This is a genomic window from Mesorhizobium sp. M7A.F.Ca.CA.002.04.1.1, assembly GCF_004022805.1.
Classification (GTDB): Bacteria; Pseudomonadota; Alphaproteobacteria; order Rhizobiales; family Rhizobiaceae; genus Mesorhizobium; species Mesorhizobium ciceri.
The window spans coordinates 1-16,299 of record NZ_RZPL01000036.1 but is presented as its reverse complement, the minus strand read 5'-3'; the positions used below and the strand labels follow the sequence as shown (position 1 = coordinate 16,299).

General features: G+C 63.4%; 14 protein-coding genes. 8 read left to right on the top strand and 6 right to left on the bottom strand.

All coding sequences use genetic code 11. The features are described 5' to 3' along the window. The first annotated feature begins 154 nt into the window (after positions 1-154). The 3 genes from ENZ75_RS03665 to ppa all read left to right on the top strand — a co-directional run bounded on the left by ENZ75_RS03665 (position 155) and on the right by ppa (position 2,064). The gene (locus ENZ75_RS03665) at positions 155-793 is read left to right on the top strand and encodes a TPM domain-containing protein (protein ID WP_063169471.1); all 639 of its coding nucleotides are present in this window, start codon (positions 155-157) and stop codon (positions 791-793) included. A 118-nt stretch (positions 794-911) separates the two neighbouring features. Beyond that, positions 912-1,418, top strand: a complete 507-nt coding sequence (locus tag ENZ75_RS03660) for a GNAT family N-acetyltransferase (protein WP_013528996.1) — start codon at positions 912-914, stop codon at positions 1,416-1,418. Between the two features lie 112 nt (positions 1,419-1,530). Continuing rightward, entirely contained in the window at positions 1,531-2,064 is a 534-nt protein-coding gene (ppa, locus tag ENZ75_RS03655) for an inorganic diphosphatase (RefSeq protein WP_013528997.1), read from the top strand. 9 nt (positions 2,065-2,073) lie between these two features. Here ppa and ENZ75_RS03650 read toward each other — a convergent pair whose 3' ends face one another. Further along, positions 2,074-2,667, bottom strand: a complete 594-nt coding sequence (locus tag ENZ75_RS03650) for a hypothetical protein (RefSeq protein WP_013528998.1) — start codon at positions 2,665-2,667, stop codon at positions 2,074-2,076. 45 nt (positions 2,668-2,712) lie between these two features. Further along, a complete protein-coding gene (locus tag ENZ75_RS03645; protein WP_013528999.1) occupies positions 2,713-3,330 on the bottom strand; it encodes a TetR/AcrR family transcriptional regulator in 618 nt (205 codons plus the stop codon). Between the two features lie 74 nt (positions 3,331-3,404). Here ENZ75_RS03645 and ENZ75_RS03640 point away from each other — a divergent pair, with 74 nt between their 5' ends. Beyond that, positions 3,405-4,688, top strand: a complete 1,284-nt coding sequence (locus tag ENZ75_RS03640) for an MFS transporter (RefSeq protein WP_063169470.1) — start codon at positions 3,405-3,407, stop codon at positions 4,686-4,688. Positions 4,689-4,868: 180 nt separating this feature from the next. Beyond that, on the top strand, positions 4,869-6,443 hold the full coding sequence (locus tag ENZ75_RS03635) for an alkaline phosphatase (RefSeq protein WP_063170395.1): 1,575 nt from the start codon (positions 4,869-4,871) through the stop codon (positions 6,441-6,443). A gap of 48 nt (positions 6,444-6,491) precedes the next feature. Here ENZ75_RS03635 and ENZ75_RS03630 read toward each other — a convergent pair whose 3' ends face one another. Continuing rightward, complete coding sequence (locus ENZ75_RS03630; RefSeq protein WP_224618852.1) at positions 6,492-6,773, bottom strand: hypothetical protein; 282 nt, start codon at positions 6,771-6,773, stop codon at positions 6,492-6,494. Positions 6,774-6,970: 197 nt separating this feature from the next. Here ENZ75_RS03630 and typA point away from each other — a divergent pair, with 197 nt between their 5' ends. Continuing rightward, the gene (typA, locus tag ENZ75_RS03625; protein WP_013529003.1) at positions 6,971-8,800 is read left to right on the top strand and encodes a translational GTPase TypA; all 1,830 of its coding nucleotides are present in this window, start codon (positions 6,971-6,973) and stop codon (positions 8,798-8,800) included. Positions 8,801-8,861: 61 nt separating this feature from the next. Here the strand turns inward: typA and ENZ75_RS03620 are convergent, their stop codons facing one another. After that, positions 8,862-9,488 (bottom strand): DUF1062 domain-containing protein, encoded by a 627-nt coding sequence (locus tag ENZ75_RS03620; protein ID WP_063169468.1) that lies wholly within the window; start codon positions 9,486-9,488, stop codon positions 8,862-8,864. A 394-nt stretch (positions 9,489-9,882) separates the two neighbouring features. Here ENZ75_RS03620 and ENZ75_RS03615 point away from each other — a divergent pair, with 394 nt between their 5' ends. After that, positions 9,883-10,497: a LysE family translocator gene (locus ENZ75_RS03615; protein WP_024504201.1), complete on the top strand. Its 615-nt coding sequence runs from the start codon at positions 9,883-9,885 to the stop codon at positions 10,495-10,497. 9 nt (positions 10,498-10,506) lie between these two features. Here the strand turns inward: ENZ75_RS03615 and ENZ75_RS03610 are convergent, their stop codons facing one another. Next, on the bottom strand, positions 10,507-10,830 hold the full coding sequence (locus ENZ75_RS03610; RefSeq protein WP_013529006.1) for a hypothetical protein: 324 nt from the start codon (positions 10,828-10,830) through the stop codon (positions 10,507-10,509). Between the two features lie 138 nt (positions 10,831-10,968). Beyond that, on the bottom strand, positions 10,969-11,532 hold the full coding sequence (locus ENZ75_RS03605; protein ID WP_063169467.1) for a peroxidase-related enzyme: 564 nt from the start codon (positions 11,530-11,532) through the stop codon (positions 10,969-10,971). A 136-nt stretch (positions 11,533-11,668) separates the two neighbouring features. On the opposite strand from ENZ75_RS03605, the gene ENZ75_RS03600 reads away from it, so the two are divergent. Beyond that, positions 11,669-16,299 (top strand): NAD-glutamate dehydrogenase (locus tag ENZ75_RS03600; protein ID WP_164887721.1); only part of this gene is annotated, 4,631 nt, incomplete at its 3' end.

The following is a 16,299-nucleotide window of genomic DNA, read 5'->3' as shown; positions in this document are numbered from 1 at the left end:
GCCGCGGGCCGAGCGGGTACTCGGGCACTGGCTGGACAACCGGTTCGTCGTCGGGCAGCGGCTGGTCTTCGGGGTCAAGCGGCGGTGGCGGATTTTCCGGTGGCGGCGGCTCGTCGGGTGGTGGCGGTTCTTCAGGAAGCTGGTGAGACAGATCATGGCAACACGACCAATCAGCCCGCAGGATCATGAGCGCATCGCAACCGCGATCCACGCCGCCGAGGAGAAAACCGACGGCGAAATCTACTGTGTCGTGGCGCATGCCAGCGACGGCTATTTCTTCCCGGCCGCCTTCATGGCGACCGTGTGCATGCTGTTCGTCAGCCTGGCGGTCGGCTACGGTCTGGAGGCCTGGTGGCTGTCGATCCGGCTGCCGCATTTCGTCCTCGCCCAGCTCCTGGCGCTTGCCTGCGTGCTGGCCTTGTTGTGGGCGCTGCCTGGTATGCGCATCCACCTGGTGCCGAGGCGGCTGCGCTACCAGGCGGCGCACGCCAACGCGATCAAGCAGTTCCTCGCCCGCAACGTCCACCGCACCACGGCGCGCACCGGCGTGCTGGTCTTCGTCTCGATCGCCGAGCGCTATGCCGAGGTGGTTGCCGATTCGGGTATCGACGCCAAGGTCGGCCAGCATGTCTGGGACGGCGTCGTGCGCGACCTTACCGCGCATGCCGGCGACGACCGGCTTGCCGACGGCTTCGTCAAGGCGATCGAGTTGGTGGGTGCGGTGCTGGCCGAGCATTTCCCGGTCACTGCGGGCGACAGCAACGAGCTCGACGACCATCTCGTCGAGATTTGAGCCTTTCCACAGAAGTCTTGAAGGCCCCTCACCAGGGCGGTGATCGCCTGTGAGAAAGCAGCCGGCTGGCGGCCCGGACCCTTGCAATCGGGCGATGCGGGTTTATGGTTAACAAATCATGAATACGCTGACGATCGACATCCGGAAAGCCGACCCGCGCGATGCCAGTGCCATCGCCGAGGTGCATCTGGAGGCCTGGCGCGGCGCCTATTCCGGCATCATTCCGCACCGGACCCTGACATCGATGATCAACCGCCGTGGCGCCGACTGGTGGGCGAATGCGATTCGCCGCGCCGCCACCGTTCTGGTCGTCGAAATCGGCGGCAAGATCGCCGGCTATGCGACGATCGGCAAGAACCGCGCCCGTGAACTGCGCCAGCAGGGCGAAATCTACGAATTGTACCTGCGCCCGGAATATCAGGGCATCGGGCTCGGCAGCCGCCTGTTTTCGGCGGCCAAGGCGCGGCTGGCCGATCACGGGCTGAAAGGCATGGTCGTGTGGGCGCTGGAGGACAACCAGAACGCGCTTGCCTTCTATGCCGGCGCCGGTGGCCGCGATGTCGCCGAGGGCGTCGAGATCTTCGAGCAAAAGGCGCTGAAGAAGGTCGCTTTCGTCTGGGAATGACAACCCGGCCTTTCGGCAATTGGGCGTTCCATTCGCACCCAGCACCATTCGCCGCATTGCACCATGACGCGCCGCCCGCTATCGATCGTCCATCGAGAGAGGGATTTAAGCCATGCGCATTGAAGCCATAGCCAGCGGAAAGAATCCGCCTGAGGACGTCAACGTCATCATCGAGGTGCCGATCGGCGGCGAGCCGATCAAGTACGAGATGGACAAGGAGGCCGGCACGCTGTTCGTCGACCGCTTCCTGCACACCTCGATGCGCTACCCCGGCAATTACGGCTTCGTGCCGCACACGCTGTCGGGCGACGGCGATCCGATCGACGTGCTGGTCTGCAACACGCGCGCGCTGGTGCCGGGCTGCGTCATCAACGTGCGGCCGATCGGCGTGCTGATCATGGAAGACAATGCCGGCCAGGATGAGAAGATCATCGCCGTGCCGTCGCCAAAACTGACGCTGCGTTACGAGAACGTCACCGAATACACTCAGCTGCCCGACATTACGCGCCAGCAGGTGCAGCACTTCTTCGAGCACTACAAGGATCTCGAGCCCGGCAAATGGGTCAAGATCGAAGGCTGGCACGATTCCAAATACGCCAAGAAGATGATCGTCGACGCGATCGAGCGGGCCAAGGCGAGCAAGTAGCCCGACCGGTCAGTTGTCGACCCGGCCGAAGGCCGGCACTTTGCCGATGACGGTGTGTCTGTCCTTGCCGCAGGCGAAGGTGCGTGCCTTGTCGTCGGCAAGCTTGCGCGCCTGGTCGTTGGCGACGGGATTGCCGGTGGCCAGCACCAGGCCGACGGTGCAGCCGTCGCGGGCGTCCATCTGGCCGACCTTGGCGACGAGCAGCACCTCGGTCGGCTTTTTCTCGTCCTCGGGATTGCTGATCGAGCGGCGATGGATGACGGCATAGGGCACTGCCGTGTCGCCCTTGGTTTCGATGCGCCATTCGACTTTGGCTCCGGACGAATTGAGGCCGGAAAAGCTTTCCCAGACCGTCGTCATGTCGCCGCCGGGCGGAAAACCGTAGAACAGCGATTCACGGGCGTCGTCATAGGCGATCAGTACGGGATAGCCGCGATAGCCTGAACAGGCGAGTTCGGCCCAGTCGCCGTCGCCTTCTTCTGCCTGCGCGTAGGTCACGCAGTCCGTTTTCGAATCCAGATCGGTGTAGGCGCTGGAAATGCCGTCGGCTTGCGCCGCCTGACCGAGACCGACCAGGACAAGCGGGATCAGAATGGCACGCATGGCGGTCAATCTCCGTTGCAAGCCGCCGCAGCGTAGCGCCAAACGCTATTTCTTCAAGCTGGCTTCGATCAGCAGGTCGGCATTGCGGGCAACCGCTTGCGCCGGACCGCCGAGGCCGAACAACTGGCCGCTGATATAGGCGCCCTCGATCAGCAGCAGCAGGCCGTCGCCGAGCGTGTCTGGGTCTTGCGCGCCCATCGCAGCCGCCATGGCGCGCAGGCGGCGGCGCAGTTCCTGCTTGTTGGCCTCGCTGACCACGCGAGCCGGGTGGCTGTGGTCGGGATATTCGACCGCCGCATTGGTCATGCCGCAGCCGCGATAGTCCGCCACCTGCGTGCGCTTGCCGATGCGGGTCAGGAAAGCCTTGATCTGAGCGCGCGGGTCGCCGGGATGAGCGGCGACCGCCTCGTCGAAGCGCTCCCAGTATTCACGGTCATATTGCCTGAGATAGGAAGCGGCCAGTTCGTCCTTGGACGGAAAGCTGCGGTAGAGGCTGGGCTTGGTGACGCCGGCACGCTTGACGATCTCGTCGACGCCGATCGCCCTGATGCCGCGCCGGTAGAACAGGTCATAGGCCACATCGAGGATCTTCTTGGCGGCTTTCGGCGGAGCGGATGCATGACCGTCGCTGATGGTCAGTTCAATATTTTTGTCGGTTGGCATCGTGTGACTCGATTGACAATGTTACCGATCGGTACGTATACATGTTCCCACCCTGCAACGTACCGGTCAGTAACATGATAACTCAATCTCGCCCCTTTGGCCAGCGCTACGCTTTCGTCGTGGTCGGCGTCATCTTCCTCAGCCTGCTGGTCGCGGCTGGCCTGCGCTCCGCACCCTCGGTCATGATGCTGCCACTCGAGAACAGTTTCGGCTGGCGCCGCGACGTCATCTCCCTGGCCGCCGGTGTCGGCATTCTGCTTTACGGTTTGACGGGGCCATTTGCCGCAGCCCTGATGGAGCGCATCGGGCTGCGCCGCACGCTGCTCGCCTCGCTGGTGGTGATGTCGGGCTCGACCATGCTCAGCCTGCTGATGACCAAGCCGTGGCATCTGTTCATCACCTGGGGCGTGTTCTCGGGCATTGGTTCCGGTGCCGTCGCCAGCGTGCTCGGCGCGACCATCGTCAATCGCTGGTTCAAGACCAATCGCGGCCTTGTCATGGGATTGATGTCGGCCTCCAGTGCCTCGGGCATGCTGGTGTTCCTGCCGCTGATCGCCGCTCTGGCACAGTCGGGCGGCTGGCAGCCGGTTGTCATTGCGGTCGCGATCGCGACCGCTGCCCTGATACCGCTGGTCTGGCTGCTGGTGCCGGAGCGGCCGGCATCGATCGGCATGGTGCGCTATGGCGCCGAGGCTGACGATGTGCCGCCGACGCCGCCTGCGTCACAGGGCAACTTTCTGGCGCATACGTTCTCGACGCTGCGCCGTGCCGCCGGCACGCGGGTGTTCTGGTATCTGTTCGCCACCTTCTTCGTCTGCGGCTTCACCACCAACGGGCTGGTCGGCACGCATCTGATCGCGTTTTGCGGCGACATGGGCATCGGCGAGGTGCAGGCCGCCGGCCTGCTGTCGATGATGGGCATTTTCGATCTGATCGGCACGACATTGTCGGGCTGGCTCACCGACCGTTTCGACCCGCGCAAGCTGCTCGGCGTCTATTACGGCATCCGCGGCCTGTCGCTGATCTACCTGCCCTATTCCGGCTTCTCAGCGACCAGCCTGATCATCTTCGCCGTGCTCTACGGTCTCGACTGGATCGCCACCGTGCCGCCGACTCTGAGGCTCGCCAATGAGGCGTTCGGCGATCGCAGTGGGCCGATCGTGTTCGGCTGGATCGTCGCCGGCCACCAGATCGGTGCGGCGACCGCCGCCGCCTTCGGTGGCACCATGCGCGAGTTGCAGGGCAATTACGAACTGGCCTTCCTGATCGCCGGCATGACGGCAATAGCCGCTGCCTGTATCTCGCTGCTGATCAACACCAGCAAGCCGGCATTCGAGCCGGAGCCGCAGGCGGCGTAGGGAGAGACGCTACCGGCCAAGCTGCCATCTCCCCCACACGGAGGAAGATCGGCAGCTTCGCCGTCCGCGCAAACGCCCACCCGCCTGTTGATCGTCAGAAAAACTTCATGATCCCGAGATGTCCCTGAAACATTGACGCTGGATTTTGGTGGCACCGTTCAAGCCATCCAGGAGACAGCCGTGAACAAGCTTTCGATGACTCGCCGCGCTTTCGTCACCTCCGCCAGCGCCGTTGGCCTGGCCGGCGTCTCGAGCCTGGTGCTGCCCTACTATTCGCGCGCCAGTCAGCGGCCGGCCTTCACCCATGGCGTCCAGTCCGGCGATGTCGACGCAACCAGCGGCATGGTGTGGACGCGCACCGATCGCCCGTCGCGCGTCATGTTCGAAGTGTCGTCGACGGAGAACTTCGCCACTGCGACACGCCTGGCGCCGCTCGATACGTCGCCGGCCAGCGACTACACCGTCAAGCGGCTGCTCACCGACCTCGCTTCGGACCAGGATATCTTCTATCGCATGACGGCAGCCGATCTCGCCGACATCAACGCCGTTTCCGAGCCGATCATCGGGCGCTTCAGGACGGCGCCGGCCTCGAAGCGCGACATCCGCTTTGCCTGGTCGGGCGACACCGCCGGCCAGGGCTGGGGCATCGATGAGACCGGCATGAAGACCTACGCCACGATCGGCAAGCACACGCCCGACTTCTTCCTGCATTCGGGCGACACCATCTATGCCGACGGCGCCATGAAGGACGAGGTCGACCTGCCCGGCGGCGGCAAGTGGAAGAACGTCGTGCTGATCGACGGCAAACGCAAGGTTGCCGAGACGCTGGACGAATACCGGGACCAGTGGAAGTACAACATGATGGACAGGAACGTGCTCGGCCTCAGCGCCATCTGCCCGACTTTCTACCAGTGGGACGACCATGAAGTCCTGAACAACTGGTCGGATTCGAAGGATCTCAGCGCCGACAGCCGCTATTCGGAAAAATCCATCCACGTGCTGGCGGCCCGTGCGGCGCGGGCTTTCCACGAGATGACGACGATCCGCTACGAACCTTCCGAGCCCGGCCGCGTCTATCGCAAGATCGCCTACGGGCCGCTGCTCGACGTGTTCTTCCTCGACATGCGCTCCTATCGCGGCCCCAATGGTCCCGACATGCAGGATGAGATGACGCCGCAATCGCGCATGCTCGGCGAACAGCAGACGAAATGGCTGAAGCGCGAACTGGCGAATTCGAAGGCGACCTGGAAAATCATCGCCGCCGACATGCCGCTCGGCCTCGTCGTCTGGGACGACGGCACCAAGAAGGTTGGTGCCGAAGCAGTCAGCAATGGCGACAATGGCTTGCCAAAAGGGCGTGAGCTCGAGATCGCCGACCTGCTGCGCTTCATCAAGAATGCCGGCATCAGCAACACCGTCTGGCTCACCGCCGACGTGCATTACACGGCCGCGCATTATTACAACCCGGACAAGGCGCAGTTCCAGGATTTCAATCCGTTCTGGGAATTCGTTTCGGGTCCGATCCATGCCGGAACGTTCGGGCCGAACGATTTCGACATGACGTTCGGTCCGGAGCTGAAGTTCATCAAGGCGCCGACCGCCGAACAGGGACAGAACCTGCCGCCCTCGGCAGGTCTGCAATTCTTCGGGCTGGTCGATATTTCAGGCGCCAGCGAGCAGATGACGGTGCGGCTGATGGATCGCGACGACAATGAACTCTACAAGGTGACGCTCGACCCGGTGCGGTCGGCATAAGCGCGCGCTGATGGAAAGGTGTCGCGCGCGTCTAGGGCGCGCGATGCCTTAGTCCGGGTAGCAGACCATGGGGATATTCGGCCAGACGGCGCTGTCGCAGTTGGCGGCGTCCTGCCGCTGCTTGAAGGCGGCGCTGACCGGGCCGGTCACCACCGGGTCGACGCCGTCGGGCGCGTCGGCGAAAATCTGCTCGGCCGACTGTGCCTCTGACGGCAAGGCAGGCCGTGATTCCTTCGTCGTCGCGGCCGACTGCGCGGCGTTGGCCGCCAGCAGGACGGCGAAGGCAACAGAGGCGATGAGCGGCCAGAATCGGTTGAGTTTATCGGTCATGACGTTCGAACTGCCCGGGCCCCGAGGGGTTCCCGCCTTGGTTAACAAAATCATCTCACACGCAGATGCTTAAGATTTGATGAGTATTTGGTGACGCGCCTCCTCTTTCGCAACTGCGAAAAACCCTGTATGAGCCGCGCAACCGAAAGAGGCAGCGCCTTTTGGCCTGCTGCCTGCAACGCTTCCGAGACCAGAACATGAAAATCCGTAATATCGCGATCATCGCGCACGTCGACCATGGAAAGACCACCCTGGTCGACCAGCTTTTGAAGCAGTCCGGCTCCTTCCGAGACAATCAGCGCGTGGCCGAGCGCGCCATGGATTCCAACGACCTCGAAAAGGAGCGCGGCATCACCATCCTGGCCAAAGCGACCTCGGTCGACTGGAAGGATACCCGCATCAACATCGTCGACACCCCCGGCCACGCCGATTTCGGTGGCGAGGTCGAACGCATCCTGTCGATGGTGGACTCAGCCATCGTGCTGGTCGATGCCGCCGAAGGGCCGATGCCGCAGACCAAATTCGTCGTCGGCAAGGCGCTCAAGGTCGGCCTGAAGCCGATCGTCGTCATCAACAAGATCGATCGCCCGGACGCCCGTCATGTCGAGGTGGTCAACGAGGTGTTCGACCTCTTCGCAGCGCTCGACGCCACCGACGAGCAGCTCGACTTCCCGATTCTGTACGGCTCAGGCCGCGATGGCTGGGTTTCGGAAAATCCGGAAGGACCGAAGGACCAGCAGTTGGCGCCCCTGTTCGACCTCGTCATCAAGCATGTGCCGGAGCCGACCGTTCATCCCGGTCCGTTCCGCATGATCGGCACCATCCTGGAAGCCAATCCGTTTCTCGGCCGCATCATCACCGGCCGCATCGAGAGCGGCACGCTGAAGGCCAACCAGCCGGTCAAGGTGCTGCACCATGACGGTACTCAGATCGAAACCGGCCGTATTTCCAAGATCCTGGCCTTCCGCGGCCTTGAGCGCCAGCCGATCGAAGAAGCGCAGGCGGGCGACATCGTCGCCATTGCCGGCTTGTCGAAGGGCACCGTCGCCGACACGTTCTGCGACCCGAGCGTGAGCGAACCGCTGCATGCGCAGCCGATCGATCCGCCGACCGTGACCATGTCGTTCCTGGTCAACGACAGTCCGCTGGCCGGCACCGAAGGCGACAAGGTGACCAGCCGCGTCATCCGCGACCGCCTGCTGCGCGAAGCCGAAGGCAATGTCGCGCTGAAGATCGAGGAATCGCCTGACAAGGATTCGTTCTTCGTCTCCGGCCGCGGCGAATTGCAGCTGGCCGTGCTGATCGAGACGATGCGGCGCGAAGGCTTTGAAATCGCCGTGTCGCGTCCGCGCGTCGTCATGCAGAAGGGCGAGAATGGCGAATTGCTGGAGCCGGTCGAAGAAGTCGTCATCGACGTCGACGAGGAGCATGCCGGCGTCGTCGTGCAGAAGATGTCCGAGCGCAAGGCCGAGATGGTCGAACTGCGCCCATCCGGCGGCAATCGTCAGCGCATTGTCTTCCATGCGCCGACCCGTGGCCTGATCGGCTACCAGTCGGAGCTTTTGACCGACACGCGCGGCACCGCCGTGATGAACCGGCTTTTCCATGCCTATGAGCCCTACAAGGGCGAGCTGCCAGGCCGCACCAATGGCGTGCTGATTTCCAACGAACAGGGCGAATCGGTCGCCTACGCCATGTGGAACCTGGAAGATCGCGGCCCGATGGTCATCGATCCGGGCGTCAAGGTGTATCAGGGCATGATCATCGGTATCCATAGCCGCGACAATGACCTTGAAGTGAACGTGCTCAAGGGCAAGAAGCTGACCAACATCCGTGCCGCCGGCAAGGACGAGGCGGTCAAGCTGACCCCGCCGATCCGCATGACGCTGGAACGCGCGCTGGCCTGGATCCAGGACGACGAGCTGGTCGAAGTGACGCCGAAGACCATTCGGCTGCGCAAGCTCTATCTCGATCCGAACGAGCGCAAGCGGTTCGAGAAGTCGTCCAAGGTGGTCGGCGCGGCGTAAGCTCTTATTTTTTCCAACAGCGGAGAGGGGCGGAGCAACCAGTGTTCCGCCCCTTTTTCGTTCATCCACCGGCAGCCGCGATGATGGCCTGCCGATCGGCCTCGCCGGCCAGATCGATGCGGATCGTGTTTCCCGCACGGGCCGGCTTGCGCAGGGCCTTTGCTCCATCCGGGTCAACGATGAGCAGCCGCTTCTCCTCCAGCGCCTGAAGCCGTGATCGCGAGATGCAGAGTTCGCTTGCGAGCAGCCGGTCGAGCCGCAGCGATGTCGGCATTTCGAGCCCGAGCTGGAGTTCCAACACGGTCGCGGCTTCCCTGGTGTCGCCGAGCCTGCGCTTGTGAACGCTGACATCGGAGAACTCCTCGACGCGCCCGATCCGGTTGCGCAACGCCACCGCATCGAAGGCATGACGGTGAGCGAGTGCAGGATCGTTGCTTTCGAGCGCCGCCAGCAGCGCCGGGTCGATGTCGCGGCGGTTGCAGCGTTCGAAAATGCCGAAATTCCAGGAATTGTCGCAGTCGATGCAGCGATAGATCAGCCACACGTCGATGCGTTTGCCATTGGCGTTGACGCGGAACTTTCCGCTGCTGCAATAGGCCCTCACGGTGCCGCAGCGGTTGCAATTGATGAGCGGTCGAGGTGCGGTCTGGGGTGCGATTGCCCAGTGGATACGCAGAAGTCCAGACATGCCGATAAGCCCTTCCCGTCGGGAAGTTCATCAGGCCGGCGATGTCGAGATGCCCATGCGGGCGCGGCGTGGCGGTCGCTTGCTATGATTGGAAATCGGATGTCACGGGCGGCAGCGCGCAACAACGGTTCAGCAGTGCCAAACCGGTCTCGAACCGCCGCCCAGAAGAACACATGAACATGAAAACAGATACCGCAAATGCGGTGTCATGCAGTGTGTCGGGGGAGTTGGCGAGACCGGCGGTTACGTAGGCAAAGTGAAGCTCAAAATTGTTTCGCGATGGCCTTTCTAGCCGCGACATGCCGGACCGACAAGGGTCTTTTGTCGGTGCTACCGCAGCCGAGCCACTTGCGTTAATATCCGAAATCGAAGGTTTTCAACCAGAGACCCGGTTATGCACCCCACCTCGCTCCTGATTTTCGCCGCCGCTCTGTTCGTTGCCGCGGGCTCGCCTGGGCCATCGATCGCGGCGCTTGTCGCCCGCGTCATCTCGAAAGGGTTTCGCGACGTGTTCCCGTTCCTGCTCGCCATGTGGATCGGCGAGGGCATCTGGCTATCGCTGGCGGTGTTCGGGCTGGCTGTCGTGGCGCAGACCTTCCATTTCGCCTTCGTCGTGGTGAAATGGGTCGGCGTTGCCTATCTCGCTTACCTCGCCTGGAAGATGTGGACCGCGCCTGTCGATGCAAAAGAGGGCGAGATGCCGCGCGAGGATTCGGCGATAAAACTGTTCTTCGCCGGCATGGCGGTGACGCTCGGCAATCCCAAGATCATGATGTTCTACCTGGCGCTGCTGCCGACCATCATCGACCTCGCTTCGGTCAGCATCGTCGGCTGGGTCGAGCTGACGGCGACCATGGCCGTGGTGCTGGTCGCCATCGATCTCGCCTGGGTGCTCGCCGCATCACAGGCGCGCAAGCTTTTGAAGAGCAAGCGCGCCATGAAGATCGCCAATCGCATCAGCGCCACGACGATGGCCGGTGCGGCGGCCGCCATAGCGACGCGGTCCTGAGCCGGCGCGTCACATCACTTCAATGATCGGCGCGATCTCGACGCTGAAGGCCGGGTTCATCAGGATCGGGCAGTCCTTGGCCTTGGCGACGGCATCGTCGATGTCTTTCGCTTCGACGATCGTGTAGCCGGCGGCCGGATTGCTGCCGCCATTGTTCTCGACCTTGCCGCCGGGCAGCACCATCTTCGACATGCCGACCGGATTGCCGCCGTCGACCACAGCCGAGCCGAGCTTGCCGTACCAGCCGTTCCAGGCGTCCATTGCGGCCTTCCGCTCGGCCTCGTCGGTCGGCATCTTGCCCGAGCCATGATAGACGTAGAGATACTTCGCCATGTTCTCCTCCCTTGGTGAGCGGCATCGAACCGGCATGCGGTCATGCCGCCTGCCGATCATCGGACCAAACCGGCAAACAAGCAACGAGAATGCGACACTGCTAATATAACGCCCCGGTCTGGATCCTGCCGCAATCCGTCACCTTGCCATGGCGTGGTATTCGTCGTTCGGCCGCATATCGATTGCCGCGGCCACGCGGTTCGACATGTTGAAGAAGGCAGCGGTCGAGGCGATGTCCCAGATGTCGCGATCGGTGAAGCCGGCCTGACGCAGCGCGCCCCGGTCGGCCTCGACGATCTTGGCCGGCTCTTGCGTCAGCTTGACGGCGAATTCGAGCATTGCCGTCTGCCTGGGCGAAAGATCGGCGGCGCGGAAATTCATCACCATCATTTCGCCGAGCGCCGGATCGCCGGAGAGCTGGCGCACCGCCGCGCCGTGCGCGGTCAGGCAATAGTAGCAATGATTGATCGAGGAGACGGCGACCGCGATCATTTCGCGCTCCAGCTTCGACAGGCCGGACTCACCCAGCATCAAATCGTTGTACATGTCGGTGAAGGCGCGCAGCTTCTTGTCGTCGAAGGCATAGGCCCTGAGCACGTTGGGGACGAGGCCGAGCTTCTCCTCGCATTTGGCGAAATAGGTTTTTGTCGCCTCGCTCAGCTCTCCCTGGCCAAGATCAAGCGCGCTGATTTTGCCGGTCATGGGTCATTTCTCCTCGTTGCGCGGCATCTTGTCGCCAAATTCCGATAATTCTTGGCAAGCCGTCAAACCTTTGTCGCCAAACAGCGGTCATCTGCTACCATAGTCGTAAAAGCATTCGACGGGAGGGACGTGCGTCATGGCCAGCGTGAAATCCGCGAGCAAGCCGAAGAAAAAAGCCACGGCAGCGCTTAAAGCGGAGGAAAGGCCAGCCAGGCTTGCAGACTATCTGCTCGCCCGCGCGCCAGCTGAAGACATTGCTCCCTACGATGTGGCCGACCTGGAGCGGGCTGCCGATCTCGCCGGCCAGGCAGTCGCCACTCACAGGAAAGGCGAGTGCGTCGTCGCCGTCGATGCCGATTCGGGCGTTGTGCGAGACGGCCGCCCGATGACGGTTGTCACGGTCGTCAACGACAACATGCCGTTCCTGTTCGATTCCATCCTCGGCGAGATCACCGAGACATCGGGCGAACCGACCCTGGTCACCCATCCGGTTATCGTCGTGCGCCACGGCAAGGGCGGCGTGGAAGAAATCCTCGGCGACGGCAATTTCGCCAAGGACGATGGCAGCCACGACCGGCTGAGCGTCATCCATGTCCACATCCCGCGGCTGACATCCGAGCAGGCGAGCGGATTGAGCGAGCGGCTGCGCAAGATCCTTGGCCAGGTTCATGCCGCCGTTCACGACTGGAGGCCAATGCTGGCCCGCCTCGATCAGGCGATCTCGGAATTCCGCTATACGGCCGTGCCGCTCGACAAGAAGAGCGTTGCCGAGGCTCTCGCCTTCCTGGAGTGGCTGCGCGACGACAATTTCACCTTCCTTGGCATGCGCGAGTTCAAATACACCGGCGGCGAGGAAAGCGGCACGCTGGAGCGCGCTGAAAAGCCTGGCCTCGGCATCCTGTCCGATCCCGACGTGCTGGTGCTCAGGCGCGGCACCGAAGCGGTAACGACGACGCCGGAGATCCGCGCCTTCCTGCATGGGCCGGAGCCGCTGATCGTCACCAAGGCCAATGCCAAGTCGTCCGTGCACCGCCGCATCTATCTCGATTACATCGGCATCAAGACCTACACCGCCAAGGGTACGCTCGCGGGCGAATTGCGCATCGTCGGCCTGTTCACCTCGACCGCCTACACGCGCTCGGTGATGAAGATCCCGTATCTCAGGTCCAAGGCCGAAACCATCATCGCCAAGTCCGGCTTCGACCGGCACGATCATTCCGGCAAGGCGCTGATCAACGTGCTGGAAAGCTATCCGCGCGACGAGCTGTTCCAGGTGCCGGTGCCGATCCTGCGCAAACATGCCGCCGCCATTCTGGGCCTGGTCGAGCGGCCACGCGTGCGGGCGCTGGTGCGCGCCGACCAGTTCGACCGTTTCGTCTCAATCCTCGTCTTCGTGCCGCGCGACCGTTACGACAGCGTCGTGCGCGAGAAGATTGGCTCCTATCTGAAAACCGTATTCGAAGGCCGGCTGTCGGCCTACTACCCGGCCTTTCCCGAGGGCGGGCTGGCGCGCGTGCACTTCATCATCGGCCGCTCCGGCGGCAAGACGCCGAAGGTCGAGCAAGCGACGATAGAGGCGGCGATCCGCGACATCGTGCGTACCTGGGAGGACGCCCTTTCCGATGCGGCCGAGGCCAGTGGCGGCGACCAGGCTTTGAAGGCGATTGCCGCGCGGCTGCCGGAAAGCTACCGCGATTCGTTCAGCGCGGCGGTGGCGCTGGCCGATGCCGGGCGCATTGCCAAGATCAGCGCCGGCAATCCGATCGCCATCGACTATTATCGCCATGCCGAGCAGAAGCCGCACCAGGCATCGCTGAAGATCTATCACCACGGCAGCCCGGTGGCGCTGTCGCGCCGCGTGCCGGTGCTGGAAAACATCGGCTTCCGCGTCATCAGCGAGCGCACTTTCGAGGTCGGCGACGACCAGGTCGGCACGATCAATAGTGATCGGCCCGGCTTAGTCTTTATTCATGACATGGAGCTTGAGAACAGCTACGGCCAGCCGATCGACCTGACCGATGGCGGCGCGCTGTTCGAAGATGCGTTCCTCTCCGTCTGGCGCGGCGACGTCGACAATGACGGCTATAACGGCCTCGCCCAGACCGCCGGCCTGTGGTCTGGCGAGATCACCATCCTGCGCGCCTATGGCCGTTATCTGCAGCAGGTCGGCATTCCGCAAAGCCAGGATTTCATCGCCGCCGCGCTCAACCGCTATCCCGACATAGCGCGTGGCCTGCATGCGCTGTTCATCGCCCGGCTTGGCCCGACAGCCGAGACCGAAGGCGTGGTGGCCGCAAAGCATCTCAAGGCCAAGATCAAGGATGCGCTGGAGGATGTGCCGAACATCGACGACGACACCATCATCCGGCGCTACCTCAATCTGATCGAAGCCACGCTGCGCACCAATCATTTCGTTGCCGATACGAAAGAAAAGGGCCAGTCGCTGGCGATCAAGCTGGACTCGCACGCGGTCGAGGGCTTGCCGGCGCCGCGGCCGTGGCGGGAGATCTTCGTCTACGGCTCCGAGGTCGAAGGTCTGCATCTGCGCTTCGGTCCGGTGGCGCGCGGCGGCCTGCGCTGGTCCGACCGCGCCCAGGACTACCGCACCGAGGTGCTCGGCCTGGTCAAGGCACAGCAGGTCAAGAATGCCGTCATCGTGCCGGTGGGCGCCAAGGGCGGCTTCTATCCGAAGAAGCTGCCGATGAGCGCTGGCCGCGACGCGATCTTCGAGGCCGGTACTTCGGCCTACAAGAACTTCGTCTCCAGCCTGCTGTCGATCACCGACAATATCGGCCTCGACGGCGTCATCCCGCCGGCCGGCGTTATCAGACGCGACCCGGACGATCCGTATTTCGTCGTTGCCGCCGACAAGGGCACGGCGACCTTCTCCGATACCGCTAACGCGATCTCGGAGAAGCACGGCTTCTGGCTCGACGACGCCTTCGCCAGCGGCGGCTCGGCCGGCTATGACCACAAGAAGATGGGCATCACCGCCAAGGGCGCCTGGGAAGCGGTCAAGCGGCATTTCCGCGAGATCAACCGCGACATCCAGACCTCGTCCTTCACCGTCGTTGGGGTCGGCGACATGTCGGGCGACGTGTTCGGCAACGGCATGCTTTTGTCCCCGAAAACCCGGCTGATCGCGGCCTTCGACCATCGCGACATCTTCATCGATCCCGATCCCGACATGGCAGCCTCGATGGCCGAGCGCGAGCGCATGTTCGCGCTGCCGCGTTCGAGCTGGCAGGACTACGACAAGACGAAACTGTCGGAAGGCGGCATCATCGTCTCGCGCAACCAGAAATCGATCACCTTGCCGGCGGCGGCGGCGGCGGCGATCGGCCTGGCCAAGACCACCGCCACGCCGGTCGAGATCATGACCGCCATCCTCAAAGCGCCGGTCGATCTTCTGTGGTTCGGCGGCATCGGCACGTATCTCAGGGCATCGACCGAGACCAATGCCGAGGTCGGCGACCGCGCCAACGATGCCATTCGCATCACCGCGCTCGACGTCCGGGCGAAAGTGATCGGCGAGGGCGCCAATCTCGGCGTCACGCAGCGGGCGCGCATCGAGTTCGGCATGAATGGCGGCCGCTGCAACTCCGACGCCATCGACAATTCGGGCGGCGTCAACTGCTCCGACGTCGAGGTCAACATCAAGATCGCGCTGGCTTCCGCCATGCGCAAGGGGTCGTTGACACGCCCGGCACGCAACAAGCTGCTGGCCGAGATGACCGAGGAGGTCGGCTCGCTGGTGCTGTCCAACAACTACCAGCAGACGCTGGCGCTTTCGATCGCCCGCAAGCGCGGCCTCGCCGACATCGCGCATCAGAGCCGCTTCATGACGGCGCTGGAGGCGCGCGGCCTGCTCGACCGTGCCGTCGAGACGCTGCCGTCGCCGGCAGCGCTGGCCGAGCGCGAAGCGCGTGGCGAACCGCTGACCAGAGCCGAACTCGGCGTGCTGCTCGCCTATGCCAAGATTGTGCTGTTTTCCGACATCGTCGCCAGCGACGTGCCTGATGACGCGCATTTCGACCGCGACCTGATGGGCTATTTTCCCGACCAGATGGCGAAGAAATACGCCGCCGAGATCCATGGCCACAGGCTGCGCCGCGAGATCATCACACGGGTCGTCGCCAACGATCTGGTCAATCGCGGCGGCCCATCCTTCGTCAACCGGCTGCAGGAGGCCACCGGGCGCACCGCCGCCGACGTGGTGCGGACCTTCGCGGTGGTGCGTGACGGTTTTGCCTTGCCGGCGCTCTATCGCGAGATCGACGCGCTCGACAACCAGATCGACGGCCAGGTGCAGCTCGATCTCTATCAGATGGTCAGCCGGCTGATCTATGTGACCAGCGGCTGGTATCTGAAGAACGATGCCGGCACGGCACCCCTCAGCCAGCGCATTGCCGAGTTGCAGGAAGCCCGCAAGGCGCTGGAGCCCAAGCTCGTTTCGCTGCTGCCGGCCTTTTCACGCGAGCGCATCGAGGAGAAGCGGCATGGGCTGTTCAAGGCCGGCGCGCCGGAAAGCTTGGCCGGGCAGCTGGCACTGAGCGAGGTGGCGGAACTCATCCCCGACATCGCGCTGACGGCGCGCACCGCCGGCGCCGATATCGTCGCCGCGGCCAAGGCGTTCTTCGCCGTCAGCGATGCCTTCCGCATTCCGCGTGTCGAGGATGCCGCACGCTCGATCACGCCATCGGACTACTACGATCAGCTGGCGCTTTCGCGCGCCACCGACACGATCGATGCGGCACGGCGCGGCAT

Bases quoted from the DNA above. Each gene is read 5' to 3' on its own strand.
- typA (WP_013529003.1), top strand. From the start codon at position 6,971: ATGAAAATCCGTAATATCGCGATCATCGCGCACGTCGACCATGGAAAG.
- ppa (WP_013528997.1), top strand. From the start codon at position 1,531: ATGCGCATTGAAGCCATAGCCAGCGGAAAGAATCCGCCTGAGGACGTC.
- ENZ75_RS03605 (WP_063169467.1), bottom strand. From the start codon at position 11,532: ATGACCGGCAAAATCAGCGCGCTTGATCTTGGCCAGGGAGAGCTGAGC.
- ENZ75_RS03650 (WP_013528998.1), bottom strand. From the start codon at position 2,667: ATGCGTGCCATTCTGATCCCGCTTGTCCTGGTCGGTCTCGGTCAGGCG.
- ENZ75_RS03645 (WP_013528999.1), bottom strand. From the start codon at position 3,330: ATGCCAACCGACAAAAATATTGAACTGACCATCAGCGACGGTCATGCA.
- ENZ75_RS03640 (WP_063169470.1), top strand. From the start codon at position 3,405: ATGATAACTCAATCTCGCCCCTTTGGCCAGCGCTACGCTTTCGTCGTG.
- ENZ75_RS03610 (WP_013529006.1), bottom strand. From the start codon at position 10,830: ATGGCGAAGTATCTCTACGTCTATCATGGCTCGGGCAAGATGCCGACC.
- ENZ75_RS03615 (WP_024504201.1), top strand. From the start codon at position 9,883: ATGCACCCCACCTCGCTCCTGATTTTCGCCGCCGCTCTGTTCGTTGCC.
- ENZ75_RS03665 (WP_063169471.1), top strand. From the start codon at position 155: ATGGCAACACGACCAATCAGCCCGCAGGATCATGAGCGCATCGCAACC.
- ENZ75_RS03630 (WP_224618852.1), bottom strand. From the start codon at position 6,773: ATGACCGATAAACTCAACCGATTCTGGCCGCTCATCGCCTCTGTTGCC.
- ENZ75_RS03660 (WP_013528996.1), top strand. From the start codon at position 912: ATGAATACGCTGACGATCGACATCCGGAAAGCCGACCCGCGCGATGCC.
- ENZ75_RS03620 (WP_063169468.1), bottom strand. From the start codon at position 9,488: ATGTCTGGACTTCTGCGTATCCACTGGGCAATCGCACCCCAGACCGCA.